At 71.0% G+C, this 14,395-nt stretch carries 17 protein-coding genes; 15 read left to right on the forward strand and 2 right to left on the reverse strand.

Annotated elements, in window-relative coordinates; all coding sequences use genetic code 11:
* The first annotated feature begins 7 nt into the window (after window positions 1-7).
* The 3 genes from A4R43_RS04350 to A4R43_RS04360 all read left to right on the forward strand — a co-directional run bounded on the left by A4R43_RS04350 (window position 8) and on the right by A4R43_RS04360 (window position 3,300).
* Complete coding sequence (locus A4R43_RS04350; protein ID WP_162788314.1) at window positions 8-2,263, forward strand: ATP-binding protein; 2,256 nt, start codon at window positions 8-10, stop codon at window positions 2,261-2,263.
* 69 nt (window positions 2,264-2,332) lie between these two features.
* On the forward strand, window positions 2,333-2,668 hold the full coding sequence (locus A4R43_RS04355) for an ArsR/SmtB family transcription factor (protein WP_113691105.1): 336 nt from the start codon (window positions 2,333-2,335) through the stop codon (window positions 2,666-2,668).
* Window positions 2,665-3,300, forward strand: a complete 636-nt coding sequence (locus A4R43_RS04360; RefSeq protein WP_236808764.1) for an SRPBCC domain-containing protein — start codon at window positions 2,665-2,667, stop codon at window positions 3,298-3,300. The genes A4R43_RS04355 and A4R43_RS04360 overlap by 4 nt, the downstream gene beginning before the upstream one ends.
* Window positions 3,301-3,599: 299 nt before the next feature.
* Here the strand turns inward: A4R43_RS04360 and A4R43_RS04365 are convergent, their stop codons facing one another.
* Both A4R43_RS04365 and A4R43_RS04370 read right to left on the reverse strand, forming a co-directional pair.
* Window positions 3,600-3,842, reverse strand: coding sequence for a hypothetical protein (locus A4R43_RS04365; RefSeq protein WP_113691106.1), 243 nt, complete (start codon window positions 3,840-3,842; stop codon window positions 3,600-3,602).
* 190 nt (window positions 3,843-4,032) lie between these two features.
* Entirely contained in the window at window positions 4,033-4,590 is a 558-nt protein-coding gene (locus A4R43_RS04370; RefSeq protein ID WP_113691107.1) for a helix-turn-helix domain-containing protein, read from the reverse strand.
* A 71-nt stretch (window positions 4,591-4,661) separates the two neighbouring features.
* Between A4R43_RS04370 and A4R43_RS04375 the strand changes: the two genes are divergently transcribed.
* The 12 genes from A4R43_RS04375 to A4R43_RS04430 all read left to right on the forward strand — a co-directional run bounded on the left by A4R43_RS04375 (window position 4,662) and on the right by A4R43_RS04430 (window position 14,381).
* Complete coding sequence (locus A4R43_RS04375; RefSeq protein WP_113691108.1) at window positions 4,662-5,366, forward strand: AzlC family ABC transporter permease; 705 nt, start codon at window positions 4,662-4,664, stop codon at window positions 5,364-5,366.
* Between the two features lie 2 nt (window positions 5,367-5,368).
* A complete protein-coding gene (locus tag A4R43_RS04380) occupies window positions 5,369-5,689 on the forward strand; it encodes an AzlD domain-containing protein (protein WP_205215417.1) in 321 nt (106 codons plus the stop codon).
* 143 nt (window positions 5,690-5,832) lie between these two features.
* Window positions 5,833-6,390, forward strand: a complete 558-nt coding sequence (pdxT, locus tag A4R43_RS04385) for a pyridoxal 5'-phosphate synthase glutaminase subunit PdxT (RefSeq protein ID WP_236809433.1) — start codon at window positions 5,833-5,835, stop codon at window positions 6,388-6,390.
* A 36-nt stretch (window positions 6,391-6,426) separates the two neighbouring features.
* Complete coding sequence (locus A4R43_RS04390) at window positions 6,427-7,176, forward strand: YebC/PmpR family DNA-binding transcriptional regulator (protein WP_113691109.1); 750 nt, start codon at window positions 6,427-6,429, stop codon at window positions 7,174-7,176.
* A 34-nt stretch (window positions 7,177-7,210) separates the two neighbouring features.
* The gene (locus tag A4R43_RS04395; RefSeq protein ID WP_113691110.1) at window positions 7,211-7,732 is read left to right on the forward strand and encodes a DUF4262 domain-containing protein; all 522 of its coding nucleotides are present in this window, start codon (window positions 7,211-7,213) and stop codon (window positions 7,730-7,732) included.
* Between the two features lie 79 nt (window positions 7,733-7,811).
* On the forward strand, window positions 7,812-8,390 hold the full coding sequence (gene ruvC / locus A4R43_RS04400; RefSeq protein ID WP_113691111.1) for a crossover junction endodeoxyribonuclease RuvC: 579 nt from the start codon (window positions 7,812-7,814) through the stop codon (window positions 8,388-8,390).
* Window positions 8,387-8,986, forward strand: coding sequence for a Holliday junction branch migration protein RuvA (gene ruvA, locus A4R43_RS04405; RefSeq protein ID WP_113691112.1), 600 nt, complete (start codon window positions 8,387-8,389; stop codon window positions 8,984-8,986). The genes ruvC and ruvA overlap by 4 nt, the downstream gene beginning before the upstream one ends.
* 24 nt (window positions 8,987-9,010) lie before the next feature.
* Window positions 9,011-10,084, forward strand: a complete 1,074-nt coding sequence (ruvB, locus tag A4R43_RS04410; protein ID WP_113691113.1) for a Holliday junction branch migration DNA helicase RuvB — start codon at window positions 9,011-9,013, stop codon at window positions 10,082-10,084.
* Window positions 10,085-10,218: 134 nt separating this feature from the next.
* Complete coding sequence (gene yajC, locus A4R43_RS04415; RefSeq protein WP_113691114.1) at window positions 10,219-10,641, forward strand: preprotein translocase subunit YajC; 423 nt, start codon at window positions 10,219-10,221, stop codon at window positions 10,639-10,641.
* 175 nt (window positions 10,642-10,816) lie between these two features.
* Complete coding sequence (secD, locus tag A4R43_RS04420) at window positions 10,817-12,535, forward strand: protein translocase subunit SecD (protein WP_113691115.1); 1,719 nt, start codon at window positions 10,817-10,819, stop codon at window positions 12,533-12,535.
* Between the two features lies 1 nt (window position 12,536).
* On the forward strand, window positions 12,537-13,778 hold the full coding sequence (gene secF / locus A4R43_RS04425) for a protein translocase subunit SecF (RefSeq protein WP_113691116.1): 1,242 nt from the start codon (window positions 12,537-12,539) through the stop codon (window positions 13,776-13,778).
* An 84-nt stretch (window positions 13,779-13,862) separates the two neighbouring features.
* Window positions 13,863-14,381 (forward strand): adenine phosphoribosyltransferase, encoded by a 519-nt coding sequence (locus A4R43_RS04430; protein WP_113691117.1) that lies wholly within the window; start codon window positions 13,863-13,865, stop codon window positions 14,379-14,381.
* Window positions 14,382-14,395 lie beyond the last annotated feature (14 nt).

A 14,395-nucleotide genomic window follows, 5' to 3' on the forward strand; every position in this document is an offset into this window, starting at 1 on the left:
GTGCCAGGTGACGGGTCGGTTCAGCGCGCTGTTGCGGCAGTTGCGGCGACGGGCGGGAATGACGCAGGACCAGCTGGCGGAGCGGTCGGGGGTCGGCGTGCGCACGATCCGCAGGTTCGAGTCCGGCGAGCGGACCGATCCCCGGGTGGCGACGGTCCGGCTGCTGGCCGAGGCGCTGGACGTGCGCCCGGCCGAGCGGGACGAACTGCTGGCCGCGGTGCTGCCCGCCGAGCCGGCGACCGATGGGCCGGTGCCCCGGCAACTGCCCGCGCCGCCCGGGGTGTTCGTCGGCCGGAACCGGGAACTGGACGCGCTTTCGGCGGCGGTGGACGAAGCCTCGGCCGCCGGTGGAACGGTGGTGGTTTCGGCGATCGGCGGTGGCGGCGGTGTCGGCAAGACCTGGCTGGCGCTGCATTGGGCGCACCAGCACCTGGCCGAATTCCCCGATGGGCAGCTGTTCGCCGACCTGCGCGGTTTCAGCCCGGACAGCGGACCGACACCGGTCGGGGTGACGGTGCGCGGATTCCTGGACGCACTCGGCGTGGAACCCGGGCGCGTCCCGGTCGACCTGCCCGCCCAGACCGCGCTGTACCGCAGCCTGGTCGCCGGGAAGCGGATGCTGATCGTGCTGGACAACGCCGCCGACGCCGAGCAGGTCGTGCCGCTGCTGCCGGGCGGCGACTCCGCCACCGTGCTGATCACCAGCCGCCGGACGCTGACCGGGCTGGTCGCCCGCCACAACGCGCACCACCTGCCCCTCGACATGCTCGGCGCCGGTGAAGCCCACGCCCTGCTGGCCGCCCAGGTGGGCGCGGACCGGCTGGCGGCCGAACCGGCGGCGGTGGCGGAACTGGTCAGGCTGTGCGGGGGACTGCCGCTCGCGCTGGGCATCATCGCGGGCCGCGCCAAGATCCACCCCGGCACCCCGCTCGCCGAGATCGCCGAAGAGCTGTGGGAAGCCGGGTTGGCGGCGTTGTCGGACGAGGACCCGTCAGCGAGCCTGCCCGCGGCGTTGTCCTGGTCCTACGAGCGGCTGACCGGCGAGCAGCAGGCGGCGTTCGGGTTGCTGGCGCTCGCACCCGGCGCGAACATCTCCCTGCCCGCGGCCGCCTGCCTCATCGGCCACCCGGTGCCGCGTGCCCGGAAACTGTTGCAGGAACTGGAGAACGCGTCGTTGCTGAACCGGCACGGGGACGGCCGGTACGCCATGCACGACCTGATCCGCCGCTACGCCGCCGACACCGCGCACCAGCGGCTGCCTGCCGAAGTGCCGGAGCGGGCGCTGCGCCGGGTGGTCGAGTTCTTCCTGCACACCGCCCATTCCGCCGACCGGCTGCTGGATCCCCATCGTCCGCCCGTCCAGCTGGATCCGCCGGGACCGGAGGTCCAGCCCGCCGCGCTGCCGGACTACGCGGCGGCACTGGCCTGGTTCGACGCCGAGCACTCCGGCCTGCTGGCCGCACAGCACACGGCCGCCGCCCGCGGCTGGCACCAGGTGGTCTGGCAGCTGGCCTGGACCCTGGGCACCTACCACGACCGGCGGGGCCGCGGTGACGACCGGCTCGCCGTCTGGCGCGCCGGTCTCGCCGCCGCCCGCCACCTCGGCGACCCCGCCGCCCGCACCCGTGCCCACCGCGCCCTCGGTTACGCCTGCACCGAGGTGGGACGGCACGAGGAAGCGGTCGAGCACCTGCACGAATCCCTGGCGCTGGCGGCCGATCACCACGACCACACCAACCAGGCACACACCCACCGGATGCTCGCGCGGGCGTGGGGACAGCGCGGGGACAGCGAACAGGCGCTGGCGCACGCCACGCGGGCGCTGGAGCTCTACCGCACCCTGGACAACCCGGTGTGGGAAGCCGAAGCGCTGAACGAGATGGGCTGGCACGCCGCCCGGCTCGGGAAGTACGAGCGAGCACGCGAGCACTGCGACGCCGCGCTCATCCTGCACCGCCGCCACGACAATCCCGATGGTGAGTCGTACGCCCTGGAGAACCTGGGCTACATCGCGCACCACACCGGGCGGCACCACGAAGCTGTGCACCACTACCAGCCCGCGCTCGCGCTGCTCCGGGAGCTCGGCTACAGCTTCGAACTCGCCAACACGCTCGACGGCCTGGGTGATTCGCAGGTCGCACTCGGCAGGAACGACGAGGCACGCGCCGCGTGGCAGGAGGCGCGGGAGTTGTATCGGGCCCAGGAACGTCACGACGACGCCGACCGTCTCCAGCAGCGGCTCGACCAGCTGGGCACGGCCTGACCGCGAAAACACGATCCGTCGAGATACCAGATCTGGCTTATATAAGCCGAGGCTGGTACGGTTCGCGTTGTGCACGCGTTCGACATCCTGGGCGACCCGGTGCGCCGCCGCATTCTGGAGTTGCTCGCCGACGGTGAGCGGACCTCGGGCGCGATCACGGACGTGATCCGTGCCGAGTTCGGCATCTCCCAGCCCGCTGTTTCCCAGCATCTGCGCGTGCTGCGTGACAGCGGGTTCGCGTCGGTGCGGGCGGAGGGAGCTCGCCGGTTCTACGCCGTCGAGCCCGAACCGTTGAGCGAGGTTGACGCGTGGCTGGACCGGTTCCGCCGGTTGTGGGAACAGCGTCTCGACGCCCTGGGCACCGAGCTGGCGCGGGGCAAGCGTGCGAAGGGAAGGAAGACATGAAGGACGCATTGGACGAACTGGCCGCCGCGCGCCGGGCGATGGGCAAGGGTCGCGTGCCCGCCGGTGAGGCTTACACCATCGAGATTCGGCGTCGCTACGACGCGCAGATCGACGACGTCTGGGACGCCCTGACCAGTCCCGAGCGGCTGCGTCGCTGGTTGAAACCGGTCACCGGGGAGCTACGGCCTGGCGGGAAGTTCGAATTGGACGGTGGTGAGCACGGCGAGATCCTCCGCTGCGAGCCGCCGCGGTTGCTCAAGGTGTCCTGGCTCTTCGGCCCGGAGGCCGACGACTGGCCCGGCACGAGCGAGGTGGAAGTACGCCTGGCCCCTGGTCCGGCCGAGGACACCGAATTCGAGCTGATCCACGCGGCGGTTGTCGAGGAGCCCCTCTTCCCGACCTACGGCCCCGGTGCCGGTGGCGTTGGCTGGGACCTGCGTCTGCTCGCACTGGCCCAGCTGCTGGCCGGTGGCGAGCCCGCCGACCACGAGGCGATCGAGAAGTCGCCCGAGGCGCGCGAGTTCATCCGGCGCAGCGCCGCATCCTGGGGCGAGGCACACCTGGCCGCCGGTGGTGACCCGGAACACGTCGCCGCCGCGGTCGAGGCGACCACCAAGTTCTACGCGCCCTGATTTCCCGGCTGCTCCGGGACCACGATGCCCAGGCCGACGGCGGCCACGGTGAGGTTCGCGAAGGTCTCGAACCCCGCCAGGAAGCCGCTGGCCCGCCAGGTGGTCGACGGCCCCGCTGAGGCCCGCGACGAGCAGGAAGATGCCCGCGAACTGGACGACTCTGGTCATACCCAACGCCAGAGCCGGTGCCGTCCGCCCGAGAGCGGTCTTCGGTATCGGCGCCCGTCGATCTTGAGTGCGCCCTTGGCGGAGGCCGTGGTCACGGCGAGCGCCATATACCGGATCGTCTGCCGAAGCGGTCACGCGCCTTTTTTCTTGACCGCTTCCAGAAGCATGACGAGGAGGAAGGCCACGGCCAGCACGATGATCGGGGCCGCGTAACCCAGTACCCCGGAAAGGCTGCCGAAGAACCAGCGGAAAAGCCCGCCGTGGTCCTCGCTGAGGATCCAGCGAATGAGCGGAATCAAGCCAAGGGGAATGGCCACGATGATCACCAGGGTCTGCGCGCCCTCGATGGTTCGCCCCCGTCTGCTGGTCGTCACCGGGCTACTCCTTCCACAATTGTTCGCCGATCGGCAATGTGCGACATTACCCGTGGATGGCGCGGCGCGCGTTTGCCGGACGGAGAATCATCACCGCATTTCCCGCGGGAAACCAATGAATCGGCGTTTCGGCCCGGTCCCGCCGGCGGGACAGCCTCGCCGCCCCGCCAGCCGTGCGTGCTGGCCAGGCTCAGGTGTGCTCGGACAGCAGGACCACGGTGGTGCCCGGTTCCAGCGCCTCGAACACATGGGCTTCGTCGCCGGGGTACGCGACGTAGTCGCCCGGGCCCACCTCGATCGGCTCGCCCGCCATGCCGACCAGTGCGCGGCCGTGGCAGACGACCACGTGCTCGATGATCCCCGGCCGGTGCGGGTCCGAGCGGCGCACGCTGCCCGGCTCGGCGCGGATCAGGTAGATGTCGCGGCGCGCGTGCGGTGGGCAGGACGCCAGCAGGGTGGCCAGGTAGTCGGCCTCTTCGGAGGCCACCGTGATGCCCTCGCCGTTGCGGATCACGTGGATCCGGGGCACCGGCGGCTCGACCAGCTTGGAGAACGGCACGTCGAGCGCCTTGCCCAGTGCCCACAGCGTCTCCACGCTCGGGTTCCCGGTGGCCGACTCCAGCTGCGACAGCGTCGACTTGGCGATCCCGGCCAGGCGGGCCAGTTCGGTCAGGGACAGCCCGGCGCGCTCGCGTTCACGTTTCAGTGACGCGGCGATCACGTCGAGTGGGGCGCCTTCGGTAGCCATCTGTGTTCGCTCCGTCAGTCGTTCTGTTCGGCTTGACGAACAGGCGGTGGTTCTGTTCATCTTAGGCGGTGATGCGTTCGATACAGCGAACCCTGGGCCGGGAACTGATGCGCGACATCGCGCTGGTCTGCCTCGCCGACGGCATCGTCGGCATTTCGTACGGAGCCATCGCGGTGAGCGCCGGCTTCGAGGTCTGGGTGCCGATGCTGCTTTCGGTGGTCGTCTTCGCGGGCGCGTCCCAGTTCCTGTTCATCGGACTGGTCGCCTCTGGCGGCAACCCGATCGCGGCGGTGGTGGCCGGGCTGCTGGTGAACGCGCGGCACATCCCGTTCGGCTTCGCGGTCGGGGACGTGCTGGGCAAGAGCTGGGTGCGCCGGCTGGTCGGCAGCCACCTGATGCTCGACGAGACGGTCGCCTTCGCGCTGGCGCAGGAGGATCGGCGACGCCGCCGCGCGGCCTACTGGGCCTGCGGGCTCAGCCTCTTCGTGGTCTGGAACGTGAGCGTGGTGATCGGCGCGTTCGCCGGGACCGCGATCACCGACACCGACGTGTTCGGCCTCGACGCGGCGTTCCCGGCGGTGCTGCTCGCGCTGGTGCTGCCGTCGCTGAAGGACCGCGGCGTGCGCACCGCGGCGCTCACCGGCGCGGTGCTGGCCGTGGCCGCCGCCCCGTTCCTGCCCGCCGGGGTGCCGGTGCTGCTGGCTCTGCTCGGCGTGCCGCTGGTGCTGCTGGTGCGCACCGAGGCCGAAGCCGGCAAGAGCGAGGTGGCCGCGTGATCATCTCACCGCTGACCCTGGTCGTCTGCGCCGTCGTGCTGGGCGCGGGCACCTTCGCCTTCCGCTTCGCCGGACCGGCACTGCGGGCGAAGGTCGAGCTGAACGCACGAGCCGAGAAGCTGATGGCCACCGCCGCGGTGGTCCTGCTCGCCGCGCTGGTGGCGACCTCGGCCCTGATCGAGGGCGCCGAGTTCGCCGGCTACGCCCGGCCCGCCGGGGTGCTGGTGGGCGGGGTGCTGGCGTGGCGGAAGGCCCCGTTTGTCGTCGTGGTGCTCGCCGCGGCCGCCACGGCGGCGGGCCTGCGGCTGCTCGGCGTGCCGTAACGCCCGACCCCCGGCTGCCCTCCGCTCGTCGAGGCCCTAGGCTTGACCAGCGGAATTCGGGTCGGGAGGGAACTGACGTGTCCAAGGCACGGCCGGTGGTCGGCGTGCTCGCCCTGCAGGGCGACGTGGCCGAGCACCTGGCGATGACCGAGCGCGCGGGCGCCACCGCGGTGCCGGTGCGCCGCGCCGCCGAGCTGTCCGAAGTGGACGGTCTGGTGCTGCCGGGTGGCGAGTCCACCACGATGTCGCGGCTGCTGGAGACCTTCGAGCTGCTCGAACCGCTGCGCGAGCGCTTGCGCGCGGGCCTGCCCGCGTTCGGCTCGTGCGCCGGGATGATCCTGCTCGCCCGCCAGGCCCTCGACGGCCGCCCCGACCAGCACCAGCTCGACGCGCTGGACATCGTGGTGCGCCGCAACGCCTTCGGCAGGCAGGTCGATTCCTTCGAGGAGGACCTCGAGTTCACCGGGGTCGACGGGGCCCCGCTGCACGCGGTGTTCATCCGCGCCCCCTGGGTGGAGAAGGCAGGCCAGGGGGTCGAGGTGCTGGCCAGCGTGCCGGAAGATCCCGGCCGCGCCGGCGCGCCAGCTAGGATCGTCGCGGTCAGGCAGGGGATGGTGCTCGCGACGGCCTTCCACCCGGAACTCACGGGTGACGAGCGCGTGCACCGGCTGTTCGTGCGGATCGTGCGTGGGCAGGCATAAGGACGGCGGCACGCCGCCGGATCGGATGGAGGAAAGATGAGCGGCCACTCCAAGTGGGCCACCACCAAGCACAAGAAGGCCGCCCTCGACGCGAAGCGTGGCAAGCTGTTCGCGAGGCTGATCAAGAACATCGAGGTCGCCGCGCGGACCGGCGGGGGCGACCCGGACGGCAACCCGACGCTGTTCGACGCGATCCAGAAGGCGAAGAAGAACTCGGTCCCGCAGGACAACATCGAGCGCGCGCGCAAGCGCGGCGCCGGTGAGGAGGCGGGCGGCGCCGACTGGCAGACCATCATGTACGAGGGCTACGGGCCGAACGGCGTCGCCGTGCTCATCGAATGCCTCACCGACAACAAGAACCGCGCCGCCAGCGAGGTGCGCACCGCGCTGACCCGGAACAACGGCTCGCTGGCCGACCCGGGCTCGGTGGCGTACCTGTTCAACCGCAAGGGCGTGGTGCTGCTGCCGAAGGCGGACAGCGGCGAGGACGACGTGCTGATGGCGGTGCTCGACGCCGGTGCCGAAGAGGTCAACGACCTCGGCGAGAGCTTCGAGATCGTGTCCGAGGCCACCGACCTGGTCGCGGTCCGGAAAGCCCTGCAGGAAGCCGGTTTCGACTACGAGTCGGCGGAAGCCAGCTTCGTGCCGTCGGTCAACGTGCCGCTCGACGCCGAGGGCGCGCGCAAGGTCTTCCGGCTGATCGACGCGCTCGAGGACTGCGACGACGTGCAGAACGTGTGGGCCAATTTCGACGTCTCCGACGAGGTTCTCGCGGAAGTCGGCTAGTGCTTCTTGGGCGGGGCCTCGGTCATGCGGCAGAATGTGCGCCGTGACGACCGAGGCCCTCGCTCCAGAAGACCAGGCACTGCAGGACTGGATCGTCGCCGAAGGCGAACGCCGCGGCAACGCGGTGATCCAGGTGCCCGCCGACGAAGAGGGCTCCGGCTACTGCTTCACCGTCTGCGCCTGGGCGATGCACCAGGTGCCCGAGGCGGTGGTGATGGGCCTGCCCGAGCACATCGGCCCGGTGCTGCTCGACGCCTACGTCGACCGCGCCGCCGCCGGTGAGCGGTTCGAGTTCGGCAAGGTCTACGACGACTTCTTCGACGGCGTGCCGATCACCTTCGAGAAGGTGGCGCTCGGGCACTACCCCGAGTTCTTCGGCAGCGCCTTCCTGATCTATCCCGAAGGCGACTTCCCGGCGGTGCAGATCATCGTGGCCTCCCCGGAGGGGAAGTGGCCGTGGGAGCCCGACGCGCCGGAGGGCTTCGACACCTGGCAGCTGGTGCTCACCGAAAGCGGTGACCCGGAGAGCTGGACACCCGGGGTCGACGGACCCTGACCGGCGCGTCCCCGGCGGTTACCGGGCCGGTCGCCGGTAGCCTGCTCCTCGAACGGTTGTTCGGCGAGGAGTGGAACCTGTGCGTGTGCTCGGTGTGGACCCCGGCCTGACCCGCTGCGGTCTCGGCGTGGTGGACGGGGGTGCCGGGCGCACCGTCAGCTGCGTCGCGGTCGACGTGGTGCGCACCCCGGCGGACGCGGACCTGGCCACCCGGCTGCTCACCGTGGCCGACGCGGTGGAGACCTGGTTCGACACCTACCGGCCCGAGGTGGTCGCCATCGAGCGGGTGTTCAGCCAGCACAACGTGCGCACCGCGATGGGCACCGCGCAGGCCGGGGGAGTGGTGGCGCTCGGCGCCGCCCGGCGCGGGCTGCCGGTGCACTTCCACACCCCGAGCGAGGTCAAGGCCGCGGTCACCGGCTCGGGACGGGCGGACAAGGCGCAGGTCACCGGCATGGTGACCAAGCTGCTCGGGCTGGCGAAGGCACCGAAACCGGCGGACGCCGCCGACGCGCTCGCGCTGGCGATCTGCCACCTGTGGCGCGAGCCGATGCGCGCCAGGCTGGCCGCGGCCGAGGCGCGGGCGGCCGAACTGGCGAAGGTGCACCGGTCACGGCTGGCCGAGGCGGCGAAGAAGAATGCGAGGGCGGGACGATGATCTCTTCGGTGCACGGGGAAGTGCTCTCCGTCGGGCTCGACCACGCGGTGGTCGAAGTGGGCGGGGTCGGGTTCGCGGTGCAGGCCACGCCGAGCACGCTGGCCACGCTGCGCCGGGGTGAGCGGATCCGGCTGCACACCTCGCTGGTGGTCCGCGAGGACTCGCTGACCCTGTTCGGCTTCTCCGACGCCGACGCGCGCGAGTTGTTCGTGCTGCTGCAGACGGTGTCGGGCATCGGGCCGCGGCTCGCGCTGGCCGCGCTCGCCGTGCTCGACCCGGACAAGCTGCGCTCGGCGCTCGCCGACGGCGACATCAACGTGCTCACCCAGGTGCCCGGCATCGGCAAGAAGGGCGCCGAACGGCTCAGCCTGGAACTGCGGGACAAGGTCAACGCGGTGCCGGGGACAGCCGACGCGGTGCCGGTGGCCGGTGGCGCGGTGCGTGGCGAGGTGGTCGAGGCACTGGTGGGCCTCGGGTTCGCGGCGAAGCAGGCCGAGCAGGCGGTGGACCGGGTGCTCGGCGAAACCGGCGAGGGCACGGTGACCACGTCGCAGGTGCTGCGCTCGGCGCTGACCACCCTGGGCCGCAAGCGGTAGGCGGGCACCGTGCACGATGACCCGGTGACCGACGAACCGGATTTCGCCGACGCCGACACGCTGTCGGCCTTCGCCCAGAACGGCGACCGGGACGTGGAAACCACGCTCCGGCCCCGGAAACTGGCCGATTTTGTCGGCCAGCCGCGGGTGCGCGAGCAGCTGGAACTGGTGCTGGAGAGCGCCCGGCGGCGCGGTGTGCCGCCGGACCACGTGCTGCTGTCCGGCCCGCCGGGGCTCGGCAAGACCAGCATGTCGATGATCATCGCGGCCGAGCTGGACGCCGCCATCCGGATCACCTCCGGCCCCGCGCTGGAGCGCGCGGGCGACCTGGCCGCGATGCTGTCGAACCTCACCGAGGGCGACGTGCTGTTCATCGACGAGATCCACCGCATCGCCCGGCCCGCCGAGGAAATGCTCTACCTGGCGATGGAGGACTTCCGGGTGGACGTGGTGGTCGGCAAGGGCCCCGGCGCCACCAGCATCCCGCTGGAGATCGCGCCGTTCACCCTGGTCGGCGCCACCACCCGGTCCGGCGCGCTGACCGGTCCGCTGCGTGACCGCTTCGGCTTCACCGGGCACATGGAGTTCTACTCCGCCGACGAGCTTTCGCAGGTGCTGCGGCGCTCGGCCACCATTCTCGGCATCACGCTGGACGCCGACGGCGAAGCCGAGATCGCGCGCCGGTCCCGCGGCACCCCGCGGATCGCGAACCGGCTGCTGCGCCGGGTCCGCGACTACGCCGAGGTCCGCTCGGACGGCAAGGTCACCCTGGAGGTGGCCCGCGCCGCGCTGGAGGTCTACGACGTGGACGAGCTGGGGCTGGACCGGCTCGACCGCGCGGTGCTCACCGCGCTGGTCAAGTCGTTCCACGGCGGGCCGGTCGGCGTGGCCACGCTGGCGGTGGCGGTCGGTGAAGAGTCGACCACGGTGGAAGAGGTGTGTGAGCCCTACCTGGTCCGCGCGGGTATGCTCGCGCGAACCCCCCGTGGGCGGGTCGCTACCCCGGCCGCGTGGGAGCACCTCGGGTTACGGCCACCGACCGAGGTGCCTTGGGAGGCCGGACGGTTCGACCAGGGCAACCCTGGTCTGTTCGGGTAACCGGCGGGGCGGGCGGCACTGCCCGCCGACGGCACCGCGGGTGGTACCTGGCACACTCGAACAAGCAGACCCAGAACAAATCGGGCGAATCGGCAGGCGGTCCCGCCGCTGCCGCACCCGCTGAATGGAGAGTCATGGAAGGCCTTTTCCTGCCGCTGCTGCTCATGCTGGTCGTGGCGATCCCGCTGTTCCTGGGGAGCCGCAAGCAGAAGCAAGCGGTCCAGCGTCAGCAGGAGCTGCAGAACAACCTGGTCGAGGGCGACCGCGTGATGACCACCTCCGGTCTCTACGCGACCGTCGCGGACACCAGCGGCGACACCACGATCGATCTCGAGATCGCGCCCGGCGTGGTGACCACCTGGCTGCGCCAGGCCGTCCGGGAGAAGGTCGAGCCGATCGTCGAGGACGACGAAGCCGATGAGACCGAGTCCGACGAGACGCCGGTCATCGAGTCGGCCACCGAGGTCGAGACCGCGAAGTCCGACGAGGACGAGAAGACCGAAGCCGAGAAGGCTGGTCCTCAGGTCGCGCCTCCCCTGGAGCACGGTAAGAAGTAACACCCTGCGCACCGGCGTGCACACGCCGATGAGGGGGTAACGCAGGGCTCACGCAGCACCGAGTAGTGTCTCGGTGCTGCGTATGCCCGCGTCCGCGCGGGCTTACCCGAAAACTTCCAGTCAGGCAGGCCCTGTTCCATTCGGGAAGGCCCCAGTTCGAGGAGACCGACGCACCGTGGCACCACCGGCCGGGCAGATCCGCCCGGGACGCTATCTCGCGTTCTTCGTCTTGATCGTCATCGGCCTGTACTCGCTGGTGTTCTTCACCGGCGACGGGAAGCCGACCCCCAAGCTGGGCATCGATCTCCAGGGCGGCACGCGGGTCACCCTGACCGCCCGGACCCTGGACGGCGCCGAGCCGTCCAAGGAAGCGCTCAACCAGGCGAAGACGATCATCGAGACCCGGGTCAACGGGATCGGGGTCAGCGGCACCGAGGTGGTGCTCGACGGCAACAACGTCGTCATCACCGTGCCGGGCGAGCAGGGCGACCAGGCCAAGAACTTGGGCCAGACGGCCAAGCTGGGCTTCCGCAAGGTGGCCACCGTGCAGCCGGCCACCCCGGCCCCGCAGGTGCCGCCGGCCGGTCAGCCGCCCGCCACGCAGCCGCCCGCGAGCGGGCAGCCGAGCGAGGCGCCAGCGGCCGGTCAGCCCTCGGCCCCGCCCGCCGGTGGTTCCGCACCCGGCGCGGCTCCCGCGCAGGACCAGCCCGCCCCGCCCACCCCGGGTTCACCGGAGGCCGAGGCGCAGGCGATCCAGGCCGCCAAGGCGGTCCGGCAGAACCCGGCGCTGGTCGCGGCCAACCCGGCCGACCAGGCCGCGGTCGCCGCGGCGCAGCAGCTGCAGCAGGAGACGCTGGCCCAGTTCCAGTGCCTGCCGAACGACCCGCTGCGCGGCAACGACGACCCGACCCTGCCGCTGGTCGCCTGCCTCAAGGACGGCAGCCAGAAGTTCGTGCTGGAGCCCGAGTTCCTGCCCGGCACGATGATCGACACCGCCGCCTCCGGTTACGACAGCCAGCGCGGCGGCTACGTGGTCGACCTGACCTTCAAGGCCGAGGGCACCAAGCTCTGGGGTGACTTCACCTCGGCGAACGTGAACCAGCAGGCCGCGTTCGTGCTGGACACGCAGGTGGTCTCGGCGCCGAACATCACCGTGCCGATCCTCGACGGCCGCACCCAGATCACCGGCGGCTTCACCCAGGCCGAGGCCAAGAACCTGGCCGACGTGCTGAAGTACGGCTCGCTGCCGCTGTCGTTCGCCTCGTCCGACGCCACCACGGTGTCCGCGACGCTGGGCCTGGCTTCGCTGCAGGCCGGGCTGATCGCCGGTGGCATCGGGCTGCTGCTGGTGTTCGTCTACTGCCTGTTCTACTACCGCCTGCTCGGTGTGCTGACGATCCTCTCGCTGGGGTTGTCGGCGGTCATCGTCTACGGCGTGCTGGTGCTGCTCGGCCGGTGGATCGGCTTCACACTGGACCTCGCCGGCGTCGCCGGGTTCATCATCGCCATCGGTGTCACCGCCGACTCGTTCGTGGTGTTCTTCGAACGGTTGAAGGACGAGATGCGCGAGGGCCGCTCGTTCCGCTCGGCGGTGCCCCGCGGCTGGGTCCGCGGCCGCCGCACGATCCTCGCCTCGGACGCGGTCATGTTCCTCGCCGCCGCGGTGCTGTACCTGCTGGCGGTCGGGGAGGTGCGCGGGTTCGCCTTCACCCTGGGCATGTCCACCGTGCTCGACCTGGTGGTGGTGTTCCTGGTGACCCACCCGCTGGTGGCCATGGTGTCGAAGTCCAAGGCACTGTCGAGCCCGAAGATCTCGGGGCTCGGCGGGGTGCAGCGAGTCGGCGCACAACGCCGCACAGCCAAGGTCGCCGGCGCGACCGTGAAGGAGGCCTGACGTGGGCGTCGAGGATCAGGGCACCGCGAACGGCGCCAAGAAGAAGGGCTCGGTGTTCCACCGGCTCTACGTCGGCACCGGTGCGTTCGACATCGTCGGCGCGCGCAAGTACTGGTACGTGTTCTTCGGCCTGCTGATGCTGGTCTGCGTCGGCTCCATCGGGATCAAGGGCTTCAACCTCGGCATCGACTTCGAGGGCGGCACCCAGATCCAGATGCCTGCCGCCGGTGCGGCGGGCGAGGTGAACGAGGACCGCGCCAAGGAGGTCTTCGCCGAGGCCGCCGGTGAGCCCGCCGCCGAAGCGCAGAAGGTCGGCACCGGCGCGGCGCAGACCGTGCAGATCCGGTCCGACACGCTGGACGCCGGTCAGGTCGCCAAGGTCAAGGAGGCGCTGTTCAACGCCTTCCAGCCGCTCGGCGCGAACGGCCAGCCCAGCCAGCAGACCATCAGCGACAGCGCGGTCAGCGCGTCCTGGGGCGGGGAGATCTCGGAGAAGGCGCTCATCGCGCTCGCGGTCTTCCTGGTGCTGGTGACCATCTTCCTGGCGATCTACTTCGAACGCTGGATGGCCGTCGCGGCGCTGATCTCGCTGATCCACGACATCGTGGTCACCGCGGGCATCTACTCGCTGGTCGGCTTCGAGGTCACCCCGGCCACCGTGATCGGCCTGCTGACCATTCTCGGGTTCTCCCTGTACGACACCGTGGTGGTGTTCGACAAGGTCAAGGAGAACACCCGCGGCCTGCTGGGGCTGACCAGGCGCACCTACGGCGAGGCGGCCAACCTGGCGCTGAACCAGACGCTGATGCGGTCGATCAACACCGCGGTGATCGCCCTGCTGCCGGTGCTCGGCCTGCTGATCATCGGCTACATCCTGCTCGGCTCGGGCACGCTGCAGGACCTGGCGCTGGTGCAGCTGACCGGCATGCTGGCCGGTGTGCTGTCCTCGGTCGCGCTGGCCACCCCGCTGCTGGTCGACTTCAAGATGCGGGACCCGAAGTTCAAGCAGCAGGCCCAGCGGGTCAAGGCCCGCCGGGAGAACCTGGCCCGCAAGGCCGCCGAACGCGACGCCGCGCCGGACGACGACGAGTTCGACGCGAGCGACGACGAACAGCTCAACGCCGAGCTGCGCAAGGAACGCGCGTACGCGGCCGCGGCCAGCGTGCCCGCGCGGCACCAGAAGACCACGCCGCGGCGTGGCCGCCCGTCGGGCAAGCAGCCGTCGGGCAAGCGCAAGCGCTGAGGCAGTTGCTCATCGGCAGGGCATCGTCCGCTCGCGGACGGTGCCCTGCTTCGCTTTCGGTAGGCAGTCGGTAAGGGGCAGAACATGGACTTGGACAAGGCGATCGGGCTGGTCGCCGAGGTACCGGACTTCCCGCGGCCGGGGATCCTGTTCCGGGACTTCGCGCCGCTGTTCGCTTCGGCGGACGGGTTCGCCGCGGTGACCGCCGCGCTCGCGGACACGCTGGACCACGACGTGGAACTGCTGGCCGCGGTGGAGGCACGCGGCTTCCTGCTGGCCGCGGCGCTCGGGCAGGCCAGCGGGCTCGGGGTGGTCATGGTGCGCAAGCCCGGCAAGCTGCCGCAGGTCGCGGCCAGGGCGGACTACGAGCTGGAGTACGGCACGGCCGCGCTCGAACTGCCCGCCGGGGTGGTTCAGCCAGGTCAGCACGTCGCGGTGATCGACGACGTGCTGGCCACCGGCGGCACCGTGGCCGCGGCGTGCGGGCTGCTGGAGCAGGCGGACGCGGTGGTCACCGGGGTGTCCGTGGTGCTCGAACTCGACGGGCTCGGCGGCCGCGAGGCGCTGTCCGGGCGCCAGGTGCACGCTCTGCACAGCAGCTGAGAGCGGGCCAGCGG

This window comes from Amycolatopsis albispora (genome assembly GCF_003312875.1).
Classification (GTDB): Bacteria; Actinomycetota; Actinomycetes; order Mycobacteriales; family Pseudonocardiaceae; genus Amycolatopsis; species Amycolatopsis albispora.

Coding starts and splice junctions, on each gene's coding strand:
- A4R43_RS04360 (WP_236808764.1), top strand. CDS start 2,665: ATGAAGGACGCATTGGACGAACTGGCCGCCGCGCGCCGGGCGATGGGC.
- A4R43_RS04390 (WP_113691109.1), top strand. CDS start 6,427: ATGAGCGGCCACTCCAAGTGGGCCACCACCAAGCACAAGAAGGCCGCC.
- pdxT (WP_236809433.1), top strand. CDS start 5,833: ATGACCGAGCGCGCGGGCGCCACCGCGGTGCCGGTGCGCCGCGCCGCC.
- A4R43_RS04370 (WP_113691107.1), bottom strand. CDS start 4,590: ATGGCTACCGAAGGCGCCCCACTCGACGTGATCGCCGCGTCACTGAAA.
- A4R43_RS04430 (WP_113691117.1), top strand. CDS start 13,863: ATGGACTTGGACAAGGCGATCGGGCTGGTCGCCGAGGTACCGGACTTC.
- A4R43_RS04375 (WP_113691108.1), top strand. CDS start 4,662: ATGCGTTCGATACAGCGAACCCTGGGCCGGGAACTGATGCGCGACATC.
- A4R43_RS04395 (WP_113691110.1), top strand. CDS start 7,211: ATGTGCGCCGTGACGACCGAGGCCCTCGCTCCAGAAGACCAGGCACTG.
- ruvA (WP_113691112.1), top strand. CDS start 8,387: ATGATCTCTTCGGTGCACGGGGAAGTGCTCTCCGTCGGGCTCGACCAC.
- yajC (WP_113691114.1), top strand. CDS start 10,219: ATGGAAGGCCTTTTCCTGCCGCTGCTGCTCATGCTGGTCGTGGCGATC.